General features: G+C 66.0%; 23 protein-coding genes. 4 read left to right on the top strand and 19 right to left on the bottom strand.

Annotated features, from left to right (window positions below):
* Positions 1-12: 12 nt before the first annotated feature.
* From B3H64_RS08290 to mltG, 8 genes are all read right to left on the bottom strand, one after another.
* Positions 13-2,262: a DNA internalization-related competence protein ComEC/Rec2 gene (locus tag B3H64_RS08290; RefSeq protein ID WP_286734374.1), complete on the bottom strand. Its 2,250-nt coding sequence runs from the start codon at positions 2,260-2,262 to the stop codon at positions 13-15.
* Positions 2,255-2,473, bottom strand: a complete 219-nt coding sequence (locus B3H64_RS08285; RefSeq protein ID WP_286734372.1) for a helix-turn-helix domain-containing protein — start codon at positions 2,471-2,473, stop codon at positions 2,255-2,257. The genes B3H64_RS08290 and B3H64_RS08285 overlap by 8 nt, the downstream gene beginning before the upstream one ends.
* 258 nt (positions 2,474-2,731) lie before the next feature.
* A complete protein-coding gene (locus B3H64_RS08280; RefSeq protein ID WP_286734370.1) occupies positions 2,732-3,070 on the bottom strand; it encodes a histidine triad nucleotide-binding protein in 339 nt (112 codons plus the stop codon).
* 14 nt (positions 3,071-3,084) lie between these two features.
* Positions 3,085-5,766 carry an alanine--tRNA ligase gene (gene alaS, locus B3H64_RS08275; RefSeq protein WP_286734367.1) on the bottom strand — a complete coding sequence of 894 codons (2,682 nt, stop codon included), beginning with the start codon at positions 5,764-5,766 and terminating at the stop codon, positions 3,085-3,087.
* Between the two features lie 259 nt (positions 5,767-6,025).
* The gene (locus B3H64_RS08270; RefSeq protein WP_286734364.1) at positions 6,026-6,556 is read right to left on the bottom strand and encodes a hypothetical protein; all 531 of its coding nucleotides are present in this window, start codon (positions 6,554-6,556) and stop codon (positions 6,026-6,028) included.
* Between the two features lie 56 nt (positions 6,557-6,612).
* Complete coding sequence (locus B3H64_RS08265) at positions 6,613-8,613, bottom strand: CAP domain-containing protein (protein WP_286734362.1); 2,001 nt, start codon at positions 8,611-8,613, stop codon at positions 6,613-6,615.
* Positions 8,614-8,628: 15 nt separating this feature from the next.
* A complete protein-coding gene (locus tag B3H64_RS08260; RefSeq protein WP_050619066.1) occupies positions 8,629-9,837 on the bottom strand; it encodes a peptidase U32 family protein in 1,209 nt (402 codons plus the stop codon).
* 67 nt (positions 9,838-9,904) lie between these two features.
* Complete coding sequence (gene mltG, locus B3H64_RS08255; protein ID WP_050619067.1) at positions 9,905-11,044, bottom strand: endolytic transglycosylase MltG; 1,140 nt, start codon at positions 11,042-11,044, stop codon at positions 9,905-9,907.
* 104 nt (positions 11,045-11,148) lie between these two features.
* Here mltG and B3H64_RS08250 point away from each other — a divergent pair, with 104 nt between their 5' ends.
* On the top strand, positions 11,149-11,325 hold the full coding sequence (locus B3H64_RS08250; RefSeq protein ID WP_238074882.1) for a hypothetical protein: 177 nt from the start codon (positions 11,149-11,151) through the stop codon (positions 11,323-11,325).
* Positions 11,326-11,404: 79 nt separating this feature from the next.
* Here the strand turns inward: B3H64_RS08250 and B3H64_RS08245 are convergent, their stop codons facing one another.
* Genes B3H64_RS08245 through B3H64_RS08230 form a run of 4 tightly spaced genes read right to left on the bottom strand, consistent with a single transcriptional unit; the run spans position 11,405 to position 13,921 of the window.
* Positions 11,405-11,959 carry a 5-formyltetrahydrofolate cyclo-ligase gene (locus B3H64_RS08245; RefSeq protein ID WP_050619068.1) on the bottom strand — a complete coding sequence of 185 codons (555 nt, stop codon included), beginning with the start codon at positions 11,957-11,959 and terminating at the stop codon, positions 11,405-11,407.
* Entirely contained in the window at positions 11,940-12,482 is a 543-nt protein-coding gene (locus B3H64_RS08240) for a DJ-1 family glyoxalase III (RefSeq protein WP_050619069.1), read from the bottom strand. The genes B3H64_RS08245 and B3H64_RS08240 overlap by 20 nt, the downstream gene beginning before the upstream one ends.
* 14 nt (positions 12,483-12,496) lie before the next feature.
* Positions 12,497-13,186: a dTMP kinase gene (locus tag B3H64_RS08235; RefSeq protein ID WP_050619070.1), complete on the bottom strand. Its 690-nt coding sequence runs from the start codon at positions 13,184-13,186 to the stop codon at positions 12,497-12,499.
* Between the two features lie 12 nt (positions 13,187-13,198).
* Complete coding sequence (locus B3H64_RS08230; RefSeq protein WP_050619071.1) at positions 13,199-13,921, bottom strand: WecB/TagA/CpsF family glycosyltransferase; 723 nt, start codon at positions 13,919-13,921, stop codon at positions 13,199-13,201.
* Between the two features lie 199 nt (positions 13,922-14,120).
* Here B3H64_RS08230 and B3H64_RS08225 point away from each other — a divergent pair, with 199 nt between their 5' ends.
* From B3H64_RS08225 to B3H64_RS08215, 3 genes are all read left to right on the top strand, one after another.
* Positions 14,121-15,155 (top strand): ABC transporter substrate-binding protein, encoded by a 1,035-nt coding sequence (locus tag B3H64_RS08225; protein ID WP_050619072.1) that lies wholly within the window; start codon positions 14,121-14,123, stop codon positions 15,153-15,155.
* 108 nt (positions 15,156-15,263) lie between these two features.
* Positions 15,264-16,214 carry an ABC transporter permease gene (locus B3H64_RS08220; protein WP_050619073.1) on the top strand — a complete coding sequence of 317 codons (951 nt, stop codon included), beginning with the start codon at positions 15,264-15,266 and terminating at the stop codon, positions 16,212-16,214.
* Positions 16,207-17,001: an ABC transporter ATP-binding protein gene (locus tag B3H64_RS08215; RefSeq protein WP_050619074.1), complete on the top strand. Its 795-nt coding sequence runs from the start codon at positions 16,207-16,209 to the stop codon at positions 16,999-17,001. Before B3H64_RS08220 ends, B3H64_RS08215 begins: the two co-directional genes overlap by 8 nt.
* Before the next feature lie 243 nt (positions 17,002-17,244).
* Here the strand turns inward: B3H64_RS08215 and B3H64_RS08210 are convergent, their stop codons facing one another.
* The 7 genes from B3H64_RS08210 to B3H64_RS08180 form a co-directional block, all read right to left on the bottom strand.
* Positions 17,245-18,024, bottom strand: coding sequence for a sulfite exporter TauE/SafE family protein (locus B3H64_RS08210; RefSeq protein ID WP_050619075.1), 780 nt, complete (start codon positions 18,022-18,024; stop codon positions 17,245-17,247).
* A complete protein-coding gene (locus B3H64_RS08205) occupies positions 18,021-18,455 on the bottom strand; it encodes a MarR family winged helix-turn-helix transcriptional regulator (RefSeq protein ID WP_050619076.1) in 435 nt (144 codons plus the stop codon). The genes B3H64_RS08210 and B3H64_RS08205 overlap by 4 nt, the downstream gene beginning before the upstream one ends.
* A gap of 122 nt (positions 18,456-18,577) precedes the next feature.
* Positions 18,578-19,540 carry a copper amine oxidase N-terminal domain-containing protein gene (locus tag B3H64_RS08200; protein WP_050619077.1) on the bottom strand — a complete coding sequence of 321 codons (963 nt, stop codon included), beginning with the start codon at positions 19,538-19,540 and terminating at the stop codon, positions 18,578-18,580.
* A 23-nt stretch (positions 19,541-19,563) separates the two neighbouring features.
* Positions 19,564-21,468 (bottom strand): S41 family peptidase, encoded by a 1,905-nt coding sequence (locus tag B3H64_RS08195; protein ID WP_050619078.1) that lies wholly within the window; start codon positions 21,466-21,468, stop codon positions 19,564-19,566.
* Positions 21,469-21,510: 42 nt separating this feature from the next.
* Positions 21,511-22,170 (bottom strand): SdpI family protein, encoded by a 660-nt coding sequence (locus B3H64_RS08190; RefSeq protein ID WP_278893846.1) that lies wholly within the window; start codon positions 22,168-22,170, stop codon positions 21,511-21,513.
* Positions 22,167-22,439: an autorepressor SdpR family transcription factor gene (locus B3H64_RS08185; protein ID WP_050619080.1), complete on the bottom strand. Its 273-nt coding sequence runs from the start codon at positions 22,437-22,439 to the stop codon at positions 22,167-22,169. The genes B3H64_RS08190 and B3H64_RS08185 overlap by 4 nt, the downstream gene beginning before the upstream one ends.
* A 104-nt stretch (positions 22,440-22,543) precedes the next feature.
* Positions 22,544-24,013, bottom strand: a complete 1,470-nt coding sequence (locus B3H64_RS08180) for a phosphate--AMP phosphotransferase (protein ID WP_286734352.1) — start codon at positions 24,011-24,013, stop codon at positions 22,544-22,546.
* Positions 24,014-24,080 lie beyond the last annotated feature (67 nt).

The following is a 24,080-nucleotide window of genomic DNA, read 5'->3' as shown; positions in this document are numbered from 1 at the left end:
ATCCTCTCTCCTTTAGCCCACCGTAACGGTGATGGTCCCCTGCAGGTCGGTGCGGTAGATCACGCAGTCCGCTCCGTCCAGCCGGAGCAGGGTCTCCGGCGACGGGTGTCCGTAAGTATTATACCCCACCGAGACCAGAGCGGTCTCCGGTGAGACGGTATCCAGCAAAAGCTGGGATGCGGCGTTCTTTGAGCCATGGTGCCCCACAGCCAGCACATCCACCTGGGGCAGGTCCCCGTACTTCACCAGCCGGGCCTCGATGTCGGCCCCCATATCCCCGGTGAACAGGGCGGTGAAGTCCCCTGCCCGGCACAGCAGGGACAAGCCCTCCTCGTTGGCCTCCCCCGCCCCCAGCGGGGCGTAGAGGGTCAGCTCGGCGGAGCCGAAGGCCAGCCGGGCGTCCTCCCGCACCAGCCAGACCTGGGTTCCCTTTTCCTCCGCCAGGGCCAGCAGCTCCCGCCGCAGAGGGTCGTCCGGCTCCACGTCCGGGACGGCCAGCACGTCCACCCGCACCCGCTCCAGCAGCTCGGCCACTCCGTTGGCGTGGTCGGCGTGGAAGTGGGTCAGCACCAGCAGGTCCAGAGAGTCCCGCCCCCGGTCCCGCAGGTAGTCCGCCGCCCGGTCCCCGGCATTGCCCTCGCTGCCGCCGCAGTCCACCAGGGCGGTCCGCGCCCCGCAGCGCAGCAGAGTGCTCTGCCCCTGGCCCACGTCCAGCGCCACCAGGGTGAGCCGGGGCGCGGTGTCGGCCAGCCGGGTCAGCACCAGGCAGACGCACAGGGTGCAGACGCAGGCGCAGACGGGCAGCACATACCGCCGCTGCCGCCGCCAGACGCAGCACAGCAAGAAAACGCCGTAGACAAAGGCCAGCCAGGCCGTCAGATAGGGGCTGGTGAGAGACAGGGAGGCGAAGGGCAGGTCCGCCAAGTGCCGGGCCATCCACAGCAGCCAGCGGGCAAAAGGCGTGACCAGCGCGGCCAGCGCTCCGCCCATGGCGGGAACGGCCATGCCCAGAGCCGCCGCCGTCAGGCCCAGGGTGAACACCAACTCCACACACCACAGGCACAGCAGGTTGGACAGTGGGGCGATCAGAGAGGCCGAGCCGAACTGCCAGGCCGCCAGGGGTGTGGAGAAGGCCAGGGCCCCGCAGGTGCCGGAAAAGGTGGTCACCAGCAGGCGGACGGCCTTGTTGCGCCAGCGCTTCCAGCCCTTCCGGGCCGGTTTCAGGTCCAGCTTGTCCCACAGAAAGCCCTCCAGCCGCCCGGAAAAGGCCAAGAGCCCCACCACGGCGGCGAAGGAGAGCTGGAGGCTGACGCTGTGGGCGGCGTAGGGGTTCTGGACCAGCAGCAGGAGCAGGGCGAAGGCCAGACTGGTGGGCGGATCGGTCTCCCGGCCCAGCAGCGGGGCCAGGAGCAGCAGCCCCTGCATCACCACTGCCCGGACCACCGAGGGGGAGCCCCCCACCGCCAGGGCGTAGAAGGCCAGCAGCGGCAGGGCCAGGAGGGCAGTGCGGCGGCGGTTCCGCCCCAGGAGCTGGACGGCCACCCACACCAGAAAGGAGATGTGCAGGCCGGAGACCGCCACGGTATGGGCCAGCCCGGCGCGCTGGAGGGCCCCGTAGTCCGCGTCGGACAGCCTGGCCTTGTCGCCGGTGAGGAGGGCCCGGATCAGGGGCGACACCTCCGACGGGAAGAGGGACTCCACAGTCCGCCGCAGGCCCCCGGCCCACTGGGCGGGCCAGTATCGAAGGGGCACCCGGTCCGGGCGCTCCACCGTCAGCGCCTCCCCATTGGCGTAGGCCCGCAGGAAGACGCCCCGGGCGGGGCAGGTCTCGTCGGCCGCGCCCCGGACCCGATCCGCCGGGCGGAACCGGGCGGTGAAGGTCAGTCCGTCGCCGGGGGAGAGCCAGGCATAGTTCTCGTCCGCGTAGATGAGGGCCTTCGCGTCAGGACCCGACGGAGTGTGGACCCGGACGGTGACCGAAACGCCGTGGGAGGTCTCCCGGGGCCAGTCCTCCACCGTGGCGGAGACCTCCGCCCAGGTGTTCTCCAGGGCCCGGGCGGGGGCGCGTACAAGGGCGTCGTAGCCCCGGCACCACAAAAGGCCCGCAATCAGGCCCAGGCAGACCAGCCCGGCCCGCAGCGCCCGGTCTTCTCTCCGCCACAGGGCAGCGGGGAGGGCCAGCAGGACCAGCGGGGCCGCGCCGTAGCGCAGGGCAAAGACCGCCGCGGCGAAGGCGGCCGAGAAGCAGAAGAGCTTACGCACGGGGCGGCGCCGGGTCGTCCGTCCGGCCCAGGAGATAGTCGGTGCTCGTCCGGAAATACTCCGCCAGCTTTATGACGGCCCAGACCGGGATCTCACGTTTTCCCTTCTCATAGCGGCCATACACATCCGGATGCAGGCCTAAATAGGCCGCAACCTCTTTTTGCTTCAAATCCCGATCATTTCGCATGTCGGCCAGACGTCGAAAATACATGCAATCACCTATTTCACACTACCATTTGGTAGGTTTTGATGGATAAAAGCCGACTATACAGTCTGATATTACCACATATTTGATTTTAAGTCCAGTCGAGACAGGGCCACCGGCGGGACCTCCCTTCTGGAAAAGAGGCAAAAAAACGCCAGGGAAGGGGGCTCTCTTTCCCCCCTTCCCTGGGCTTAGGTTCTTGCAGTCCCCCATTGGGGAGGGCTTGCGCTTCCCCCCCGGAGGGGCGCGGAACACGCCGGCACCTCAGCCCGGCGGCCAGGTCATATCCCGTCCCGCCAGCACATGGAAGTGCAGATGGTGGACGGACTGACCCGCCTGCTCGCCGCAGTTGGACACCACCCGGAAGCTCTCCATGCCCAGCTCCCCGGCCAGCCTGGAGATGACCTGGAAGATATGGCCCACCACGGCGGCATTCTCCGGCCCGATCTCCCCGCAGGAGCCGATGTGCTCCTTGGGGATCACCAGGAAATGGGTGGGGGCCTGCGGGTCGATGTCGTAGAAGGCGTAGCACAGCTCGTCCTCATAGACCCCGGAAGAGGGAATCTCCCCCGCGATGATCTTGCAAAACAGGCAGTCACTCATGGAAAAACCTCCTTTTACAGCCCCAGCTTGGCGTGGACAAAGTCGTCCACAGAGGCCAGCGCGTCGTCCAGCTTGAGCACGTCGGTGCCCCCGCCCATGGCGGAGTCGGGCCTGCCGCCGCCCTTGCCGCCGCAGACGGCCGTGACGGACCGGATGATATCGCCGGCCTTGATTCCCTTGGCCACTGCCTCCTTGCCGCAGACGGCCAGGAAGGTGATTTTCTCCTCCCGCACGGCGGAGAGCACGGCCACCACGGTCTGGTCCTTGTCCCGCAGGAAATCGCCCATCTTGCGCAGGCGGTCGGCGTCGGCGTCATCCAGCGTGGCGGTGACGACCTTCAGGCCACCCACACTCTTGGCCCCCATGAGGAAGCGGCCCGCCTCGCCCACGGCCTCGCGGGCCTTGAAGGCCTCCACCGCATGGCGCAGCGCCCGGATCTCCTGGATCTCCTGCGCGGCCTTGGAAACAAGGTCCGCCGGCTTGGCCTTCAGCGTCTCCGCCATAGCGTTGATCGTACAGCAGTGGCTGTGCATACACTCCAATGTGGCACGGCCAGTGGTGGCCTCAATCCGGCGCACGCCGCTGGCCACGGAAAACTCGCTTTCAATGTGGAACGGCCCGGCCTTTGCGGTATTGTCCAGGTGGGTGCCGCCGCAGAACTCCACGGAATAGCCGCCGCCCATGTCCACCACCCGGACGGTGTCGCCGTACTTCTCGCCGAACAGGGCAATGGCACCCCTCTTTTTGGCCTCCTCGATGGGCAGCACGTCGGTGCGGATGGGATAGCCCTCCAGGATTGCGTCGTTCACCATGACCTCCACCTGCTGAAGCTCTTCGACCGTCATGGCGGAGAAGTGGGTGAAGTCGAAGCGCAGCCGGTCGGGCTCCACCAGGGAGCCGGCCTGCTGAACGTGGTCGCCCAGCACGGTGCGCAGGGCCTTATCCAGCAGATGGGTGGCCGAGTGGGCGCGCATGACGGCCTTGCGGCGCTGGCCGTCGATCTGGGCGCAGACGGCGTCGCCTACCTTCAAAACGCCCTCCAACAGCTTGCCGTAGTGCATATACTTGCCGCCCTTGTTCTTCTGCACGTCGGTCACTTCAAAGCAGACGCCCCGGTCGCCGGCAATGACGATCTCCCCGTGGTCGGCCACCTGGCCGCCCATCTCGGCGTAGAAGGGGGTCTTGTCCAGCACCACGATGCCCTCCACGCCGGGCATCAGCTCCTCAGCCGGCTCGTTTTCCACCACCAGGGCCACCACCTTGGCCCCAGGGAAGGTGGTGTGCTCATAGCCCACAAATTCAGTCTCGGGCACGTCCTTGCCGAACTCCACACCGGCCCAGCCCAGGTCGCCCAGGGCCTCCCGGGCCTTCCGGGCCCGCTCCTTCTGCTCCTGCATCAGCTTCTGGAAGCCCGCTTGGTCCACGCTCATGCCCTGTTCTTCCACCATCTCGATGGTCAGGTCGATGGGGAAGCCGTAGGTGTCATACAGCCTGAAGGCGTCGGCCCCGGAGAACACCGTCTCCCCCTTGGCCTTGTGTCCGGCCAGCAGGTCGCTGAAAATCCTCATGCCGCCGTCGATGGTGCGGGCGAAGTTCTCCTCCTCCGTCCGGATGACCTTGGTGATATACTCCTGCCGCTCCCGCAGCTCGGGATAGTGGCCCTCGTTTTCATGGATGACGGTATCGCACACCTCGTACAGGAAGGGCTCGTTGACGCCCAGCAGCTTGCCATGGCGGGCCGCCCGGCGCAGCAGGCGGCGCAGAACGTAGCCCCGGCCCTCGTTGGAGGGGAGCACGCCGTCGCAGATCATAAAGGTGGCCGAGCGGATGTGGTCGGTGATGACCCGCAGGGAGACGTCCTTCTCCCTGGTCTGCCCGTAGTGGGCCCCGGTGATCTCCGACACCTTGTTGGTAATGTTCATGACGGTGTCCACATCGAAGAGGGAATCCACGTCCTGGCACACCACCGCCAGGCGCTCCAGACCCATGCCGGTGTCGATGTTCTTCTGCTTGAGCTCGGTGTAGTGGCCCTCGCCGTCGTTGTCAAACTGGGAGAATACCACGTTCCAGACCTCGATATATCGGTCGCACTCGCAGCCCACCGTACAGCCCGGCTGGCCGCAGCCGTACTTCTCCCCCCGGTCGTAATAGATTTCAGAACAGGGGCCGCAGGGGCCGGAGCCGTGCTCCCAGAAGTTGTCCTCCTTGCCGAACTTGAAGATGCGCCCGGCGGGGATACCGATCTCCTCGTTCCAGATCCGGAAGGCCTCATCGTCGGCGGGGGTGGTCTCGTTGCCGGCGAAAACGGAGGGGTACAGCCGGTCCGGGTCCAGCCCCACCCACTCGGGGGAGGTCAGGAACTCCCAGGCCCAGTGGATGGCGTCCTTTTTGAAGTAGTCGCCAAAGGAGAAGTTGCCCAGCATCTCGAAATAGGTGCCGTGGCGGGCGGTATGGCCGATGTTGTCGATGTCGCCGGTGCGGATGCACTTCTGGCAGGTGGTCACCCGATGGCGGGGCGGCTCCTGCTCGCCGGTGAACCAGGGCTTCATGGGGGCCATGCCGGAGTTGATGAGCAGCAGGGACGGGTCGTTCTGGGGAATCAGGGAAAAGCTGGGCAGGCGCAGATGGCCTTTGGTCTCAAAAAAGCTGAGGAACATCTCGCGCAGCTCGTTGAGGCCGTACTTCCTGGTGGGCATGGGAATTACCTCCGATACAAAAAAATAAAGCCCCGCCCCGGTTAGGGGCGGAGCAAGTCTACTCCACGGTACCACCCTAATCAATGCCCCGCGCCGGACGCCGGGCATATCTCAGTCATCCGGTAACGGGGATGGGGCGTCCCGCTCGTCGCGGGCGGCTCGGAAGTGGCGCGGACACCCGTGTCGCAGAGGGCTCGCACCGTCCCCTCTCGCTCTGTGCGGCGTGGTATCCTTGGCTCCGTCATTGCCGTTAGCTTCATTAGTTTATCACATTTTCCGCCGTTGTCAACCGTCTTTTCGGCAGGATGGACCCCAAAACGAACAGCAGCGGCGGCAGCAGCCCGGCCAGGCCCATGGCAAGATACCACACCGGCTGCCACAGCGGCTCGGTCGCCAGATGGAGCAGGGTCAGCAGCATGAGAAAAAAGGACGGGGTGGCAAACAGGCCGGTGGACAGCAGCATCCACATCCCAACCTCGCTCTGGGGCGTCAGGGTCACCAGTCCCCAGCCGGTCAGGGCCCAGGCCCAGGCCGTCAGAGCGGGCAGCAGCACCGCCCGCACCCCTTCCCCAGGCGTGGGGCGGGACCAGCCCTGCCACCGGGCCGTGATCCAGCCCGCCGGGACGTAGAGGGCAAGCATGACCCCCAGCAGCACCCACGCCGGCCGGTCCTCCACGTTCACGTCCAGGGCGCCCAGAGCCAGCAGCAGCAGGAAACTGGCCGCCGTCACCACCATGTGCCCCGCGAAAAACCAGCGGGCCCGGCCTCTGGCCGTGACACGTCCTTCCATGCGATCACCTTCCTGGACTCAGGATAGCACAGTCGCATGCGAATTTCAATATATTTTTATTGAAATTCAATAAAATCACTTTCCTCTTGCAAGACGCCCCGCGCCTGCAGGTGCTGCCGCAGCGTGCCCGAGCCGTCCGCCATGGGGCAGTCCAGGGCCGCCCGGCACAGCAGCACCATCCCGCCCCGGTCGGCGGTCTTCCCGGCCTCCGCGCCATACCGGCCCAGGGTCAGGCCGATCCGGTCCGACAGCGTCCAGGGGCTGTCCCAGGCGAAGTCGGCCCCACTCTCGTAGCCCAGGGCCCGCAGCACGAAGGTGACGCACTGGGCCGGAGTGGCGGCGTCTCCGCCGCGGAAGGCGGTCGGACCGGCGCCCTGTGCGATGCCGTTTTGGTAGGCGTAGCCCACATAGGCGGAGGCCCAGGCGTCCACATCGGCAAAGGGGTGTGCGGAGGCGTCCGCCGGGCGCACCGCGCCCGCCTCACCCAGCAGCCGCAGCAGCAGCACCAGGGCCTCCTGCCGGGTGCAGGGGTCGGCCAGGGCGAAGTCGGGCAGGCCGTTGGCCAGGGTCCCCTTGCCCTGGAGCAGCCCCAGGCCGCAGAGCTCCTCCGCCGCCGCCCAGGCGGTGTAGGGATCGCACGCCGGGGCCTGGTCCAGCGGCGCGAAGGTCAGCCGGTCGGCGTCCAGGCCGGAATACTGCTCCTCCAGGTCCCCGCCGGGGACGCCGTATAGGGTCAGGCCGCAGTTGGCGAAGGTGTAGCCCATGGCCCGGGTCTCGGCGTTGGGCACGATGAGGGCCGTCAGGCCACAGTTGGCAAAGCTGGTGCAGCCGAGCAGCGTCACGCGCTCGGGGACCGTATAGACCTGGCCGCTCATACCCTGGGGGTAGAGGATCAGGGTGGTCATGTCGGCGCTGAAGAGCACGCCGCCCACCGAGCGGTAGGCACGGTTGCCCTCCTCCACACACATCGCGGGCAACCCGGACACATAGCTGAAGGCGTAGGCGCCGATCTCCTCCACACCGGCGGGGATGACCACCGGCTGGACGATCCGGGCGCAGTAAAAGGCGGAATCCCCAATGGTCCGGAGGCCGGCCGGGAAGGTGACCGAATCCAGTGTGGCGGCGCAGAAGGCCCGGGAGGCGATGGCGGTCACCGGCAGGCCGTCGATGGCCGCGGGGATCACCAGATCCCCGCCGGAGGTCCCGCTCCGGCGGTAGGCGGTCCCGCTGCCGGTGTCCTCCCACTCCCCGGCCCCCGGCCCGGTATAGCCGGTGATCGTGATGCCGGAGGGCGTCTTTTCATAGGTCAGGTCTCCCCAGGTCCCCGTCCCCGCGGCGGTCTCTCCCGTCAGGGTGACGGTCATCTCCACCGACCGGCCGCCGTAGGAGACCGTGACGGTCTGGGTCCCGGCGGCCTCGGGGTCATAGCCCTGACACATCCCGGCGGTCACCGGCAGGCAGCTCGCGCCGTGGGAACATCTGAGCACCAGCACCGCCCCCATCTCGTCCAGGGGGGTGCCCACGGGGAAGCGCTCCCCGGCCGGCCCGGCCAGCACCTTCTCCGGCCGGGGGGAACAGGCCCCCAGAAAGAGCTGTTCCCAGCTATAGAGGCCGTCATAGCCCGCCCCCATATGGGTGAACTCACCCTCCAGAATGTTGGCCCGGTGGCCGGGGCTGTTCATCCAGGCCGTCACCACCTCGGCGGAGTTGCGCTGGCCCTGGGCGATGTTCTCCCCCACCACGCTCCAGTCGGTGAGGGCCACGTCGTCTAGGACGGTAAAGCAGTTGGAGCCGTCAGGCCGGGTGTGATCGGAGCGGTAGTCGGCGGCCAGCTCTCTGGCCCGGGTACGGGACGCCTGGTGGAGGCGGTCAAACATGGACAGGGGCGTCAGGCCCCGGGCCAGTCGCGCGGCGTTGGTCAGCCGCAGCACCTCCCACTCCGCCTCATAGACCGGGAGCGTGAAGCGTTCGCCTACCGCGTCTCCCACCTGCACGGCGGCGGCGGACAGGCTCAGGGCCAGGGTCAGGGCCGCGACGAGGCCGAAAAAGCGTTTCATACAATCCCTCCGCGTTCAGGAATGTTCCCGGCAGGCCCGCAGGATGGACAGGGCCGGGGCGGGACGGGGCAGGCGCATGGAAAAGCGCATCTGGGGCGTGCGGGGCTCCCGGAGGGGCGCCCCCTCCAGGTCCGTCATCCGCGGGACCCGGAAGGCCAGGGGGTCCAGGCCGGGGCCGATGAGCTCCAGCTCGTCCCCGGCGGCAAACTTGTTGCGCAGGGACAGCACGGCGTTTCCCTCCCCGTCGCAGGACTCTACCACCGCCACCACCTGCCACCGGCGGATGTACCGCGCGTCGCCGGTGTACTGGCCCGGCGGCCCGAACCAGAAGCCGGTGGAGTAGGGCCGGTGGCTCACCTTGTCCACCTCGGCCCGCCACACCGGGTCCAGAGGCTCCCCGGCCAGAGCGGCGTCCACCGCGTGGCGGTAGGCGTTGGTGACGGCGGCGGCATAATAGGCCGACTTGGCCCGGCCCTCGATCTTCAGGGCGTCCACCCCTGCCTCCAGGAGCTCCGGAACGTGGTCGATCATGCACATGTCCCGGCTGTTCATGATATAGGTTTCCCCGTTTTCCTCAAAAACCGGAAAATATTCTCCGGGCCGCTTCTCCTCCATCAGAGCGTACTGGTAGCGGCAGGGCTGGGCGCAGGCCCCCCGCTGGGCGTCCCGGCCGGTCATGTAGTTGGACAGCAGGCACCGGCCGGAGTAGCTCACGCACATGGCCCCGTGGACAAAGGCCTCCACCTCCAGCTCCCGGGGCGTCCGCGCCCGCAGCTCCCGGACCTCCTCCAGCGAGAGCTCCCGGGCCAGAATGACCCGGTCCGCCCCCAGCTCGTGCCAGGCCCGGGCCACCTGGTAGTTGGTCACCCCCGCCTGGGTGGAGACGTGGCGCCGGACATGGGGGGCGTACTTCTGGGCCAGCCGGAACACCCCCAGGTCGGCCAGGATCACGGCGTCCACGCCCAGCTCCTCCAGGTATTCCAGCCAGCCGGGCAGCCGGTCCATCTCGTCGTTGCGGGGCATGGTGTTGCAGGTGACATGCACAGCCGCGCCCCGGCCGCGGCACAGCGCCACCGCCTGCCGCAGACCCTCCCGGTCAAAATTCCCGGCAAAGGCTCGCATGCCGAAGTCACTGCCCGCCAGATAGACGGCGTCGGCCCCGTAGGCCAACGCCATCTCCAGCCGTTCCCGGTCCCCGGCGGGGGCCAGCAGTTCAAGGGACATTCCATCACATCCTTATCCGAAGGGGGGCCGGCGGGGATTTCCCCGCCGGCCCCCTCTGTCTCTTTGGTTATCCGTTCTGATAGAGCGCCTGGCTCTGGATGAAACGCTGCTGCGCGTCGTAGGTCTGGAAGAAGTGATGGACCCCGTCGTCGCCCAGGGCGTAGTAGTAATCGCTGGTGTTCTGCGGATTCAGCGCGGAGCGGAGGGAGGCGATGCCCGGGTTGGAGATGGGGCCCGCCGGCAGGCCGGCGTATTGATAGGTGTTGTAGGGGTCGTCAATGGCCTGGTCCTCCGCCGTCAGCTTCTCCTTCCGCTCAGGCAGGATATACTGGATGGTGGCGTCGATCTGGAGGTAGCCGTTGGTGGCCGTGCCTTTGAGCCGGTTGTAGATGACCGAAGCGATGTGGGTCTGGTCGCTGCCGTCGGTCTCCTTTTCGATCATGGAGGCGATGTTGACGATGTCATGGACGCTGTAGCCCATGTCGGCCGCCTGCTGGCGCATGTCGTCGGTAAACTTCCGGTCAAAGTTGGCGATCATCTTGTTCAGCACCGTCTTGGGGTCCTCTCCCATATAGAAGCGGTAGGTGTCCGGGAAGAGATAGCCCTCCAGCCGCCGATAGTCCCCCAGGGGGATCTCCTGGAGGAAGGAGAACTTATAGTTGTAGCTGGCCGCCTGCTCGGTGAGCTTGTCCACCGTGGAGACCCCCTTCTCCTCCAGGAGCTTGAAGATCTGCATGACGGTGTAGCCCTCGGGAATCGTCACCGAGATTTCCACCCGGCTCACCGATTTGGAGCCCAGGTTGGCGATGATGGCCCGATAGTCCATCTCGGTGTTGAGCTCGTACATGCCGGGGACCAGCTTCTCCTTCCCCTTGGTGACGGTAGCGAAGAGATTGAACAGCCATTTGTACTCAATGATGCCGTTTTCATGGAGCTCATTCGTCACCTCATGGAAGGTCTCCCCCTCGCTGACGGTGATGACGGCGGTGTGCTCGTCTTTGTTGAGGGCCAGGACGTCCCCAGCCCACATCCAGCCCAGGGAGGCCAGCAGGGCGGAAATGCCGATGACGAAGACCACGTACAGAAGGGCCCACGCGGCGCCGCTGCGCCTGTGGCGCCGCTTTTTCCGCGGAGCCGCGGAGCGGCCGTCGGCACGGGGCTGCCGGGGCGCCTGCCTGCGGCCCTGCTCTCTTCTTCTTGCATCCATAGTGTCAAATCTCCTCGCTGAAATATTTTCTCCTCGCCGCGGAACCCGCCCCTGTCCGGCCACATAGAATGGCGCAGACAAGAACAAGTGAGGTGAAAAACAATATGTGCTGTGGTAACAATGGCTGGGGTGGCGGCGGCGGCTGCTGCTGGATCATCCTGATCATCATCATCATTTGCTGCTGCTGCGGCGGCTGGGGCGGTTCCGGCTGCGGGTGCGGCAACAACTGCGGCTGCGGATGCGGCTGCAACAATAACTGCGGCTGCGATCCCTGCTGCTGAGGTCCGATCCTTACTTAGCGTTCTGTATCCTCCGGCGTGGGGCGGGACATCATGTCCCGCCCCACGCGCCTGTTCTGCTTCAGTCGGTAAGCACCAGGCGTACAGGCACGTCCCGTTCGTCCCGGGGCACCCGGTCCAAGAGCAGGAAGCGGGGGCAAAAGGCCACCGTAAAGCCCCGGTAGCCCGCCAAATAGCGGTCGTAGTACCCTCCGCCGTGGCCCAGCCGGTAGCCTTCCCGGTCGCAGCACAGGTTGGGCACCAGGATCACGTCGATCTCGTCCCGCGCCGCCACAGGGCAGTCCTCTCCCGGCTCCGGAATGCGGAAGACGCCGGGGACAAGCCCCTCCCGGCCCCGTATGAGCCGGGCCTCCATGCCCCGGTGGGGCAGGCACCGCGGCAGGGCCACCCGCTTGCCCTGGGCCAGCAGCTCGTCGATGAGGGGGAGGGTATCCGGCTCAGTGCCCACCCCCCAAAAGAGCAGCAGCGTCCGGGCCAGGCGCACCTGAGGCAGCGCCAGGAACCTGGCGTGCAGCGCCGCATCGCTCACCCGCCGGGCGGCGGGGGAGCGGAAGGCGGATTCCACCTGTATCCACGCCCGGAGCTCCGCCTTTTCCTCAGCGATAGTGGACGGCATGGCGCACCTTCTCCGCCTCCGCCGCGCCCAGCAGGGCCTCCACCAGCTTCAGCCCGAAGTCAAAAGAGGACCCGGGGCCCTCCCCCGTGACGATCCGGCCATCGGTCACCACCCGCTGTCCCGGCTGGACCACCGCGGAGCCCATCTGCTCCTCCATCCCGGGGTAGCACACCGCCTTCCGGCGGTCCAGCAGTCCCGCATGGGCCAGGATGGTGGGAGCGGCGCAGATGGCCGCCAACCAGCAGCCCTTGTCCCACGCCTTTTGGATCAGGCCCTGGGCAAAGTGGTTTTTCTGGATGGCCTCCACGCCCCCCAGTCCTCCGGGAAGCACCAGCATCTCCATGGCCTCGGCGTCCACCTGCTCCAGCGCCATGTCGGCGCGGAGCGTAATGCCGTGGCCGCCGGTGACCTGCAGCCCGCCCAGACCCACCAGGGCCACCTGGACTCCCGCCCGCCGCAGCAGGTCGGCGGGCACCACGGCCTCGGCCTCTTCAAATCCCTCACCCAACAAAATATAGACCATACCCTTCGGCCTCCTCAAGCATTTTTTGCATTGGAATCCAGCAGCGGGGCGACGGCGCCCCAGATCTCGCGGTGAATCTCCTCCTGAGCGCGGACCCGGCCGCTGCCGTCCACACAGGAGATCCGCTTCCAGCCGCCCAGCCGGGCGGCGGTGGCCGCCACGCTCCGGCACCGGGCCAGATAGGCCGTGTCCACCTCGTGGATGTCCCCCTTGGTGTGGGTCTCCCCCTCCCGGCGGCGAAGCATCTCCACCGCCCGCTCGGTGGGCATATCCAGCCAGAGCACCAGATCGGGCTCCGGCAGGCCCAGCCTGCCGTACTCAAAGGTAAAAAGCCAGCGGAGAAACTCCTCCCACTCCCCCTCGGGGAGCTTTCCGGTCTGGTGGACGGCGTTGGAGGTGGTATAGCGGTCGGAGAGGATCAGCTCCCCCGCCCGGTACGCCGTGCCCCACACCTTTTGATACGAGGCGTAGCGGTCCACGGCATAGAAGGTCGAAGCGGCGTAGGGGTTCACGTCGGAGGGGTGGGGTCCGAATTCTCCGTTCAGGTACATCTTGACCAGGGCCGACGAGGGCTCCTGATACTGGGGGAAAATCAGCTTGCGGAAGGGTCTGCCCTCCCGGTCCATATGCCCGCACAGGAGGGAGAACTGGGTGGATTTCCCCGACCCGTCGGTGCCCTCCAGGACGATGAGCCTGCCTGCCATGACTCTGCCTCCTTACTTGCTCTTTCCCCGGGCTGCCAGGGCGGAGACCAGGAACAAGGGCAGCTTGGCCATGCGGCCGATGCGCCTGGGCTCCCTGGTCAGCCGGTAGAGCCACTCCAGGCCCAGCTTCTGCCAGGCCTCCGGAGCCCGCTCCGTAACGCCGGCAAACACGTCCAGGGACCCGCCCAGCCCGGCCAGCAGCTTGGCCCCGGTAGCCGGGCCGTTCTTTACCATCCAGAACTCCTGCTTGGGCGCACCCAGGCAGACAAACACCGCGTCAGCCGCGGCGGAACGGATGTCCTCCACCACCGGACCGTCGTCCTGGAAGTAGCCGTCGTGGACGCCGCAGATGTTCAGGCCGGGGTATTTGGCCTCCAGATTGCGGGCGGCGGCCTGCGCCACCCCGGGCTTGGCCCCCAGCAGGTACAGTCGCCTGCCCTCCCGGGCCATCTCCGCCATGAGGCCGGCGGCAAAGTCGATGCCGGGGCAGCGCCCCTTTAAGGGTCTGCCCAAAATTTTGGCGGCGTATACCACGCCGATGCCGTCGGGGAGCACCAGGTCGGCCCCGTTGAGGGCCTCCCGGAACGCCGGGTCGGCCCGGGCGGTGTTCACCAGCTCGGGATTGGGGGTCACCACATAGTGGCACCCCTGCCCATCCAGCAGGGCGCGGCCCGCGGCCACCGCCTCCGCCAGGGTCAGATCGTCAAAGCCTACGCCGAGGATTTCCGTTCGCAAGGCACATGCCTCCAATATTAAAGTCGGATTGATTGTACCATAGAGGGCCGCAAAAGTCCATTGTAACCTGTCTCGGGCTAAAAACTTCACAAAAAATTTAGGGTTGACATTTCCCCGCAAAGTGCTTATAATGCAGATAATACTTTAACACCTAAAAGCGCTAAAGTAATCAACCTGCACAACGGGAAGGATGAATGAAATGAAGAAACTGTCGAAAATTGCCGCTCTTGCTCTGGCGGCGGCCCTGTCAGTCTCTCTGGCCGCCTGCGGCAGCGGCTCCGCCAGCCCCTCTCCCAGCGCCAGCGCGCCCGCTCCCTCCGCCTCCCAGCCCGCCGAAAGCGCCCCCGCCGCCGGTGAGCAGTATGTGGTGGGCATCTGCCAGCTCGCCCCCCACGTGGCGCTGGACGCCGCCACCCAGGGCTTTAAGGACGCCATCGAGGAGGCCCTGCCCGGCCAGGTGGAGTTTAAGGACGGCAATGCCGCTGGCGACAGCCCCACCTGCGCCACCATCGTCAACGGCTTCGTCTCGGACGGTGTGGACCTGATCATGGCCAACGCCACCCCCGCCCTCCAGGCCGCGGCCTCCGCCACCGGCGACATCCCCGTACTGGGCACCTCCGTTACGGAATACGGCGTGGCCCTGGGCATCGACGGCTTTACCGGCACCGTGGGCACCAATGTGTCCGGCACCTCCGACCTGGCCCCCCTGGACCAGCAGGCTGCCATGATCAAGGAGTGGTTCCCCGACGCCAAGACCGTCGGCCTGCTCTACTGCTCTGCCGAGCCCAACAGCCAGTACCAGGTGGATGTGGTCCAGGCCGAGCTGGAAAAGCTGGGCTACACCTGCACCCAGTATCCCTTCTCCGACACCAACGACATGGCCTCCGTCACCCAGAACGCCGCGGACAACAACGAGCTTCTTTATGTCCCCACGGATAACACCGCGGCCAACAACGCCGGCATTGTAGACAATATCTGCCACGGCAAGATCCCCGTCTTTACCGGGGAAGAGGGCATCTGCGCCGGCTGCGGCGTGGCCACCCTGTCCATCAGCTACTACGACCTGGGCGTGGCCACCGGCAAAATGGCCGTGAAGATTCTCACCGGCGAGTCCAACGTCTCCGAAATGCCCATCGAATATGCCCCCCAGTTCACCAAAAAGTTTAACGAGGCCATCTGCGCCGACCTGGGGCTGACCCCCCCCGACGGCTACGAGGTCATCTCGGCCGGGTAACTTTCACTCTTTCCCAAAACAGCGGAAACGGGCTCTTCCCTTTTCCGCTGTTTTTTGCTATACTGTTGACGTGTATTGCTTTCATTTTGATAGGGGGAACATCCAACTATGCTCGGATTCATCAGCGCGCTGCCAGGAGCCGTGTCTCAGGGCCTGATCTGGGGCATCATGGCAATCGGCGTCTTTATCACCTACAAGATCCTGGACATCGCAGATTTGACCGTCGATGGCTCCTTCTGCACCGGCGGCGCCGTCTTCGTCATGCTCTTCACCACTGGCGCCAACATCTGGCTGGCGCTGCTGGCGGCCGTAGCCGTGGGGATGCTGGCCGGTCTGGTCACAGGCCTGCTCCACACCCTATGCGGTATTCCCGCCATCCTGGCCGGCATCCTCACCCAACTGGGCCTGTGGTCGGTGAACATGGCCATCATGGGCATGAAGGCCAGCGTGGCCGTCAACGTGACCAACCCCGACACGCTGAACAGCCTGCTGGTCTCCCTGCGCTTCGTGCAGGACGTGGCCAAGGGCACCCGCCCCTTCTACCGCCACCCCATCTTCGTGGTGGGCCTGTTCACCGCCGCCGTCATCGCCATCCTCTACTGGTTCTTCGGCACGGAGCTGGGCTGTTCTCTCCGGGCCACCGGCTCCAACGCCAACATGGCACGGGCCCAGGGCATCAATACCGACTTTACCAAGGTGCTGGGCCTGGTGATCTCCAACGGCCTGGTGGCTCTGTCCGGCGCCCTGCTGGTCCAGTATAACAGCGCCTGCGAGATCAACATGGGCCGCGGCGCCATCGTCATCGGTCTGGCCGCCGTCATCATCGGCGAGGTCATCTTCAGCAAGGTATTCCACAACTTCGCCCTGCTGCTGCTGGCCGTGTCCATCGGCGCTATTCTCTATTACATCGTTCTCCAGGTGGTGCTCTCCATGGGTATGAACCCCAACTACCTCAAGCTGCTCTCCGCCGCCGTGGTGGCCGTGTTCCTGTCCGTCCCCTACTGGAAGGGGAAATACTTCTCCAAACCCGTCAAGAAGGGGGGCGCCGACCGTGCTTGAGATTCGGAATATCCACAAGACCTTTAACGCCGGCACCGTCAACGAAAAACAGGCCCTCCGGGGCGTCAGTCTCACCTTGGCCGACGGCGACTTCGTCACCGTCATCGGCGGTAACGGCGCCGGCAAGTCCACCCTGCTCAACGCCGTGGCCGGCGTGTGGCCGGTGGACGAGGGAAGCATCGTCGTTGGCGGCGCAGACGTGACCCATCTGCCGGAATTTAAGCGGGCGCAGTACATCGGTCGGGTCTTTCAGGACCCCATGATGGGCACCGCCGCCACCATGCAGATCGAGGAGAATCTGGCGCTGGCCATGCGTCGCGGTAAAAGCCGCTCCCTCCGCGTCGGCATCACCAAGCAGGAGCGGGAGGAGTACAAAGAGCTGCTCAAGATCCTGGATCTGGGTCTGGAGGACCGGCTCACCTCCAAGGTGGGGCTGCTCTCCGGCGGCCAGCGGCAGGCCCTGACCCTGCTGATGGCCACCCTCCAGAAGCCCAAGCTGCTGCTTCTGGACGAGCATACCGCTGCCCTGGACCCCAAGACCGCCGCCAAGGTGCTGGACGCCACCGAGAAGATCGTCCAGCGGGACCGGCTGACCACCCTGATGATCACCCACAACATGCGCGATGCCATTGCCCACGGAAACCGGCTCATCATGATGTACGAGGGCCGCATTGCCGTGGACGTATCCGGCGAGGAGAAGAAAAAGCTGACGGTAGAGGCCCTGCTGGAGCTGTTCAGCAAGGCCAGCGGCAGCGACGAGGCCGACGACAAGCTGCTGCTGTCGTAGCCGCCGGCCGGGGCCCCGCAAGGCGGGGCGGCGCGATAAGCGCCGGACAAGCGTTTGACCGGAACGGTCAAACCTTGGCGCAGGGGCGATTGATTCGCCCCGAGCAGGTATGATCTTAATGGCCCCCGCGGGACCCGTCCCGCGGGGATCAGCGGCAGCGACGAGGCCGACGACAAGCTGCTACTGTCCTAACTCAATGCAACAGCGGCCCGGACCACCTGGTCCGGGCCGCTGTTTGCCCTCTCAGGAGAACCGTCTGACCGCGATCATGGCCAGCCCCAGCACCGCCAGCACGATGCCGGTGATGCGGTTGAGCGCGGCGGGCTCAGCCCGGTTGGCAAACACCGCCGATACCCTGGCTCCGACAAAGGTAGCAACGACGCACAGGATCAGCGCGAACGGGTCGGGCAGGCCGCCGATGACGAAGTGGGACACCGCCCCGGTAAAGGCCGTGAACGACATGATAAAGACGCTGGTACCCACAGCGGTCTTGAGTTCGTAGCCCAGCACGCTGGTGAGGATGAGCAGCAGCATCATGCCGCCCCCCGCCCCGATAAAGCCACAGATGAAGCCGATCACTGTGCCGCAGACCATGGACTGCACCGCCTTGGTGCGGTGGTCCTTCTCCGCCTGCACCTCCTTGGTGGTCATGACAGGTCGGACGATGAACTTGACGCCCAGCAGGAAGGTCATGAATACGGAGAAGTTCCCCATGGCCGTGTTGGGCACCAGCGAGGCCACCCAACTGCCGATCAGGGTGAAGATCAGCACGGTGCACAGCATGATGAGGCCGTTTTTGATGTCCAGGTTCTTGTTCTTCCCGTAGGTATAGGCCGACACCGCCGAGGCCAGCACGTCGGAGGCCAGGGCGATCCCCACGGCCTGATAGGCCGGGAAGCCCAGGAAGGTGATGAGCATGGGGGAAATGACGGCGGCGGCGGACAGCCCGGCCAGGCCGGTGCCGATACCCGCTCCCAGGCCGGCGACGATGCAGACGAGGATACTGGTCACACAGATGGTCATTGCTGGGCCTCCTTGAGATTGGAAAGCATTTTTTCCTGGACCCGCTCCAGGGTCTCCCGCTCCTCCTGGGACACGCCCCGGTAGAGCCGGACAAAGAAATCCCGCTGGACCGCCTGGGCAGCCGCCACGGCGGTCTGGGCGGCAGGGAGCAGACTCAGATGGACCCTGCGCCGGTCCTGCCCGTCCTGGACGCCGGACAGCCAGCCCCGGCGGGTCAGCCCGTCCACCGACTGGCAGACATGGGACTTGGTCAATCCCCGCAGCTCCACGATGTCCCGGGCCGTATCGTACCCCGGGTTGTTGGCCAAAAACAGCAGTACGTCCACCTCATTCCTGGTCAGGCCATGGGCCTCCGCCACAGGCTTCAGCGCCGCGTCATAGGCCCGTTTGAGGGTGCGGACACCTTGGATCGCCATATCCCGTTCTCTCATATTGTGCCTCCATTTGTTCTATTTTTAACGGTTTTATTTTATACTATTTTTATTTTTTGCGCAAACGCAAAAAAGCACAAGGCTGCTTGCAGCCTTGTGCTTTTTCTGGTGAAAAAGGGCAATCAGGGCCAGGGGGTCTCCACCTTCAGGGCATGGAGCCAGGCCAGGGCCTCCAGCGGCATAAACGTGACGCCGTTCTCCGCAAAGGTCGCCACCACCGTCTCACCGCCATCCCGCTCCACGGTTCCGCTCCCGATCACAAAGCGGTAGAGGACTTCCTCCCCCCGGACCACGGATACGGCGTTGGTATCGGCCTGCCAGGTCACAGTGCAGTCCAGGGCCTCGGCCAACGCCCGGACGGGAACCATCGTCTGTCCCTCCGCCGTGCGGGCTTCGCCCACCGGCTCGCCGTCCAGGCTCACAGTCCCCTCCGATACGGTGACGTAGCCCTCGTACCCATAGGGAAACACCAGGACCTTGGCGGGGGTGGCCTGGGCGGGCAGTGAGAGGGTCACGATATCGTACCAGGACAGGAGCCGGACGCCCGGCCGGATGTCGTCCAGCCCCACGATGTTTTTGGTGCGATAGGCCGTCAGCTCCGTATCGGCGCTCAGGTGGAGAATCACGTCGCCGGTGACATAGGCGTCCACGCCGCCGTCCCCCCGGCCGCGCACCGCCTGCACCTCAGCATAAGTGGGCGCCCCGAAGTCGGCGGGGATGCCGCACAGCACCACCTGGGCGCTGGCTACGGGCGGCAGGCTCATGGTCATAGCCGGCCCTACATAGGCGTACAGGGTCTCGTTTTCCTGCAGGTCCGCAAAAATCCTGGGCGCGCCGGTGACGGCGTCCAGGATGGCGGTCTCCGGCCCAACGACGAGGACGATCTCGCGGTAGGGGTCCTGGTCATTGCTGTTTTCCAACCGGATTCGGCCCTCCCCGATTTCCTGCACCGTACCCCACACCAGGACAGGCCCCTCGGCCTGGGTCCCGGCGGTGAGCTCCACGCTGCCCTCCGCTGCGCAGACTCCGGTGACCAGCAGCGCGGCGGACAGGGCGGCGGACAGGATGCGTCTGAAGTATCTCATTCTTCTTCTCCTCTCTTCGGTGCTCAGGCCGCGGCCTCCGCCGCTTCCCCGGTCTCCACAGAAGTAAGGATGCCGGAGTAGGCCATAAAGTTGTACATCAGTGCGGCGGCCTCGGCGCGAGTGGTGGCGGCGGTGGGGTCCATATCCGTCAGGGGCTCCAGCAGGATATCCAGTTCGTCCAACGCCAGCACGGCGTCCTGCGCCCAGGCGCCGAAGGCAGCGGCGGCGCTGTGGTCCAGCTCGGCGGCGTCGGTGACGGCCTGACGGACCGTCATATCCGCCTGGGACCCCACCCGGGCCAGGATAGTCAGGAACTGCTGGTGGTCGATGAGGGCATCGGGGTTGAAGTTGCCCTTCTCATCCCCCTGGAGCAGGCCCAAATGATACAGGATGTCCACGGCGTTGGCGTACCAGGCGTCCTCAGGCACGTCGGCAAAGGGCGCCCGGCCCTGGCTCTGCCAGCACCAGTAGCCCATGGCCTGGACCACCAGGGCGCACAGCTCGGCCCGGGTCAGCTCTCCATCGGGATCAAAGGCGCCGTTCTCATCGCCGTTGAGCACCCCCAAAACGGCCAGGGCGTTGCTCTCATCGGCGTAGTCCGTGCCGTCCACGTCGCTGAACCAGCGGGAGTCATAGTCCACGCCCCAGGCGGCGGAGACCTGGGCCGGGGTGACCTCCTTGCCGTTCAGGGTCATGGGCGTATGGGGGGCCAGTGCGGCCAGGAGCTGGGCAAAAGCGGGGCGGTAGTCGCTGCTGACGGCCTCGTCCTTATGGACGTACCACTGCCGGTCCACCAGCTCGATGACCAGCACGTCGGAGCCGGCCTTCTCCACCGGCTTGCCGGAGAGCAGCCGGGCCACCCCGTCGGCCAGGTCGGGGTCCACCACCAGGTTGGGCAGCACGCCGGAGCGGTCCGGGGTGACCCAGTAGGGGGAGTAGTAGCGGTCGGTGGTGATCTTAAAGGCCGAGCCGTCCTCCAGCTCAAAGACGTTCTGGGCGATGCCCTTGCCGTAGGTGCGCGCGCCGATGACGAGGGCGGCCCGGTAATCCCGGACGGCCCCGGCAAAGAGCTCGGAGGCGCTGGCGGAGGCCCCGTCCACCAGCACGATCATCGGCTCGTCGGTGAGAGGCGGTATCTCCACAGGGAAGGGGTTGGGCCGCCAGGCCGCGGGCCGCAGGTCCCGGCCCATCAGGTAGGCCACGTTCTGGTTGCCCAGGAAATAGCCCAGGGCCTGGATGACGGCGCTGCCGTAGCCGCCGGGGTTGCCCCGCAGGTCCACCACCCAGCGGTCGGCCTGCTCGTTCTCTTCCAGAATGTACTGCTCAAAATAGTCGCCGGTGTTCTCGCCGAAGCTGGACACCTCCAGCCAGCCGATATGTCCGTCCACCACCTGGCCGGTGGCGGTGGGAAAGACCACCTCCGCCCGGGTCATGGTAGCGGTGAAGGTCTGGCCGTCCCGCAGGACGGTCACCTGCACGTCGGTGCCGCGCTCGCCGGGGACGAGCAGGGCCAGGGCCTCGCTGCTCCCGGCCTCCTCCAGGGTGGTGCCGTCTACCGCCACGATGGCGTCCCCCACCCGAAGGCCGGCCTGGGCCGCCGGAGAGTCGGGCGCCACGCCGGAGATCACCAGGCCCTCCTTGCTGTAGCCCGCCATGACGCCGATGCCCACCACGGCGGTATCGCTGAGGGAATCCTGAAACCGCTGATATTCCTCCGCCGTCATGTAGTAGGTGTAGGGATCGCCCAGGGCGTCGGTGATCTCCTGGATGGTAGGCAGGGCCAGAATCTCCTCGTCGATGGGATCGACGTAGCTCTCGCGCAGGAGGTCCCGGGCCTCCTCCACGGTGATGGCCCCCGCCGCCGGCGGCAGGACCGTAACAAGCGCCAGCAGCAGGGCCGCCGCGCGCTGGAACACGCTTTTTTTCATGGGGCAGTTCTCCTTTACTTTTCCAAAGCTGCCTTCATTCTATCATCGCCGTCCGTCCTTGTCCACCTTTTGACGATACCAAATATAAGACAGGACCACCGGTGTCAGGGAGGCGGCGAGGACTCCCGCCAGCAGCACGCCGAAGGCCGCCTGTTCCGGCAGGAAGAGACCGCAGGGCACCAGCGCCGCCCCCAAGGCGAAAAACAGGATGCCCCCCGCCCGGTGGGTGCGGTTCCACACGTCGGGGTCGGAGAGGGTCCAGGGAGTCCTGAAGCCCAGGAAGAAATTGCTCTTCACCTTGGGCAGCCGGTTGCCCAAAAAGGCCAGTAACACCCCCAGCGCCAGGGTCACCACCCGGCCCACCGACAGCGTGCCGGGCCGGAGGGCCTCCACCAGGGTCACCGCCGTCAGGGTCAGCAGGAACAGCAGCAGGGCCGCGCAGAAGCCATCGTAGCAGCGCTGGAAGCGGGCGTAATTTCCCCTTCGGGGGTCCAGCCTGGGAAGCAGGCGCAGCAGCGCCGTCAGGGCCGGGGAGAGCAGGGCGAACAGCCACAGCAGGGCTTTCGGGCCGTAGGTCACCGTCCCGTCCAGACCCCAGTGCGTGGGCACCCGGTCGGGCAGAGCGCCGTAGCAGGCGGCCACCAGCGCCACAGGCGCCAGAGCCAACAGACACAGCACGATCCATGTGCTTTTTTTCGTCATGTGGCGTCCCCTCCCTGCAGCCCGGCAATCCAGCCGGTGATCTCGTCCAGCACCGTCATGTTGAGCTCGTAGTAGATGAATTTCCCCCGCTTGTCCTGGTCGATGAGCCCCGCCTGACGGAGCACCGCCAGGTGATGGGACACCGTGGCCCCCGTCATGGCGAACTGGGCGGCGATGTCTCCCGCCGTCCTGGCCCCATCCTTCAAAAGAGCCAGGATCTCCCGCCGGGTCGGGTCGGAGAGGGCCTTGAAGGTCTCCTGAAAGCCCATAAAACCGTCCCCCGTTCATTTTGATTTCTATCTAAATAAAATATAGCAGTCCGGCGCCAGAAAAGCAAGCGCGTTTTGATGGAAATCAAAACGCGCTTGCTCTTTCAGTCCTCCAGACGCCGCTCCAGGGCCTTGCGCACGGTCTTGAGCACCTTGAGCCGGGCATATTTTTTGTCGTTGCTCTCCACGATCACCCAGGGAGCGTACTCCGTGGAGGTCTTTTGCAGCATCTCGTCCACCGCCGCCTCGTACCGGTCCCACTTCTCCCGGTTGCGCCAGTCCTCGTCGGTGATCTTGTACTGCTTCTCCGGGGTCTCCTGCCGGGCGGTAAACCGGCGGAGCTGTTCGTCCGGGTCGATCTGGAGCCAGAACTTCAGGACCACCGCCCCCCAGTCGCTCAGCTCCTTCTCAAAGGCGTTGATCTCATCGTAGGCCTGCCTCCAGCGCACCTCGGAGGCCAGGCCCTCAATGCGCTCCACCATCACCCGGCCATACCAGGTGCGGTCGAAGAGCACCACATGGCCGTCCTTGGGCAGCTCCCTCCAGAACCGCCACAGGTAGTGGCGGGCCAGAGCGTCGGGCGTGGGCGCGGCGATGGACACCACGTCGAACCCACGGGGGTCCAGGGCCCAGGACAGCCGCCGGATGGCGCCCCCCTTCCCGGCGGCGTCCCAGCCCTCAAAGCCGATGACCACCGGTACCTTTTCCCGGTAGAGGGCGCTGTGGAGCCTCTGGAGCTTTTTCTTTTCCTTCTTCAGTTCCCGGCGGTAGTCCTCGTCGGACACCTTGGGGCTCAGGTCCACGGCGGAGAGCGGAGGGACCTCCCGCAGGGGGAAGCGCCGGACGGCGGCAGGAACCGGCCGCGGGGCCCCCTCCCGGACGGCGGCGGCCAGGGCGTCCCGGATGATGGTCAGCACCTCCAGAGTCCCCGCCCCCTTCTCCTCGTTCCAGATGACATGCCAGGGGGCGTGGGGCGTGTCGGTGGCCTCCAGCAGCAGGTCGGCGGCCTCCAGATGCCGCCGGTAGTCCCGGTTGCGCCGCCAGTCCCGGTCGGTGACCCGCCAGGCGGTGGCCGGGTCGCCGGACAGCTTCTCCAGCCGTTTTTTCTGCTCCCCCTGGCTGATGTGCAGGAAGAACTTCAGGATCAGATAGCCGTCGTCTCCCAACTGCCGCTCGAAGATGTTCACCGACTCCAACAGCGCCCCGGCCCGGCCGTGCTCCGCCTCCATCTGCTCCAGCACCCGGCCATACCAGCTTCGATCCAGCACGGCCGCCTCCCCCCTGGGGGGCAGATCCCTCCAGAAGGGCCACAGCAGAGGCCGCCGCGCCTCCTCGTCGGTGGGCTCCGCCGCCGAATAGACCTGATAGCCCCGGGGGTCCATCTCGGAGATGACCTTGGCGATCATGCTCCCCTTGCCCGCGGCGCTCCAGCCCTCAAAGACCAGGAGCACCGGCACCCCCGCCGCCCGCAGGGGCTGCTGCAGGGCGGCCAGCTCCTTCTGCAGGGCCTTGATCGCCTTTTTTTCCGCTTCCCTGGGCAGCGCCGCCGCCCGTTCCTGTTTCTGTTCCAGCATGGTACGTTCCTTCTTTTCCGAGATTTTGTCCCACCACCGGCCCCAGCAGAAATCCGAGGAGATGGGC

The sequence above is a fragment of the Intestinimonas sp. UBA1698 genome (genome assembly GCF_002320075.1).
GTDB lineage: Bacteria > Bacillota > Clostridia > Oscillospirales > Oscillospiraceae > Intestinimonas > Intestinimonas massiliensis.
Note: the sequence above shows the minus strand (reverse complement) of the source record. Positions and strands in the feature narration are given on the sequence as shown.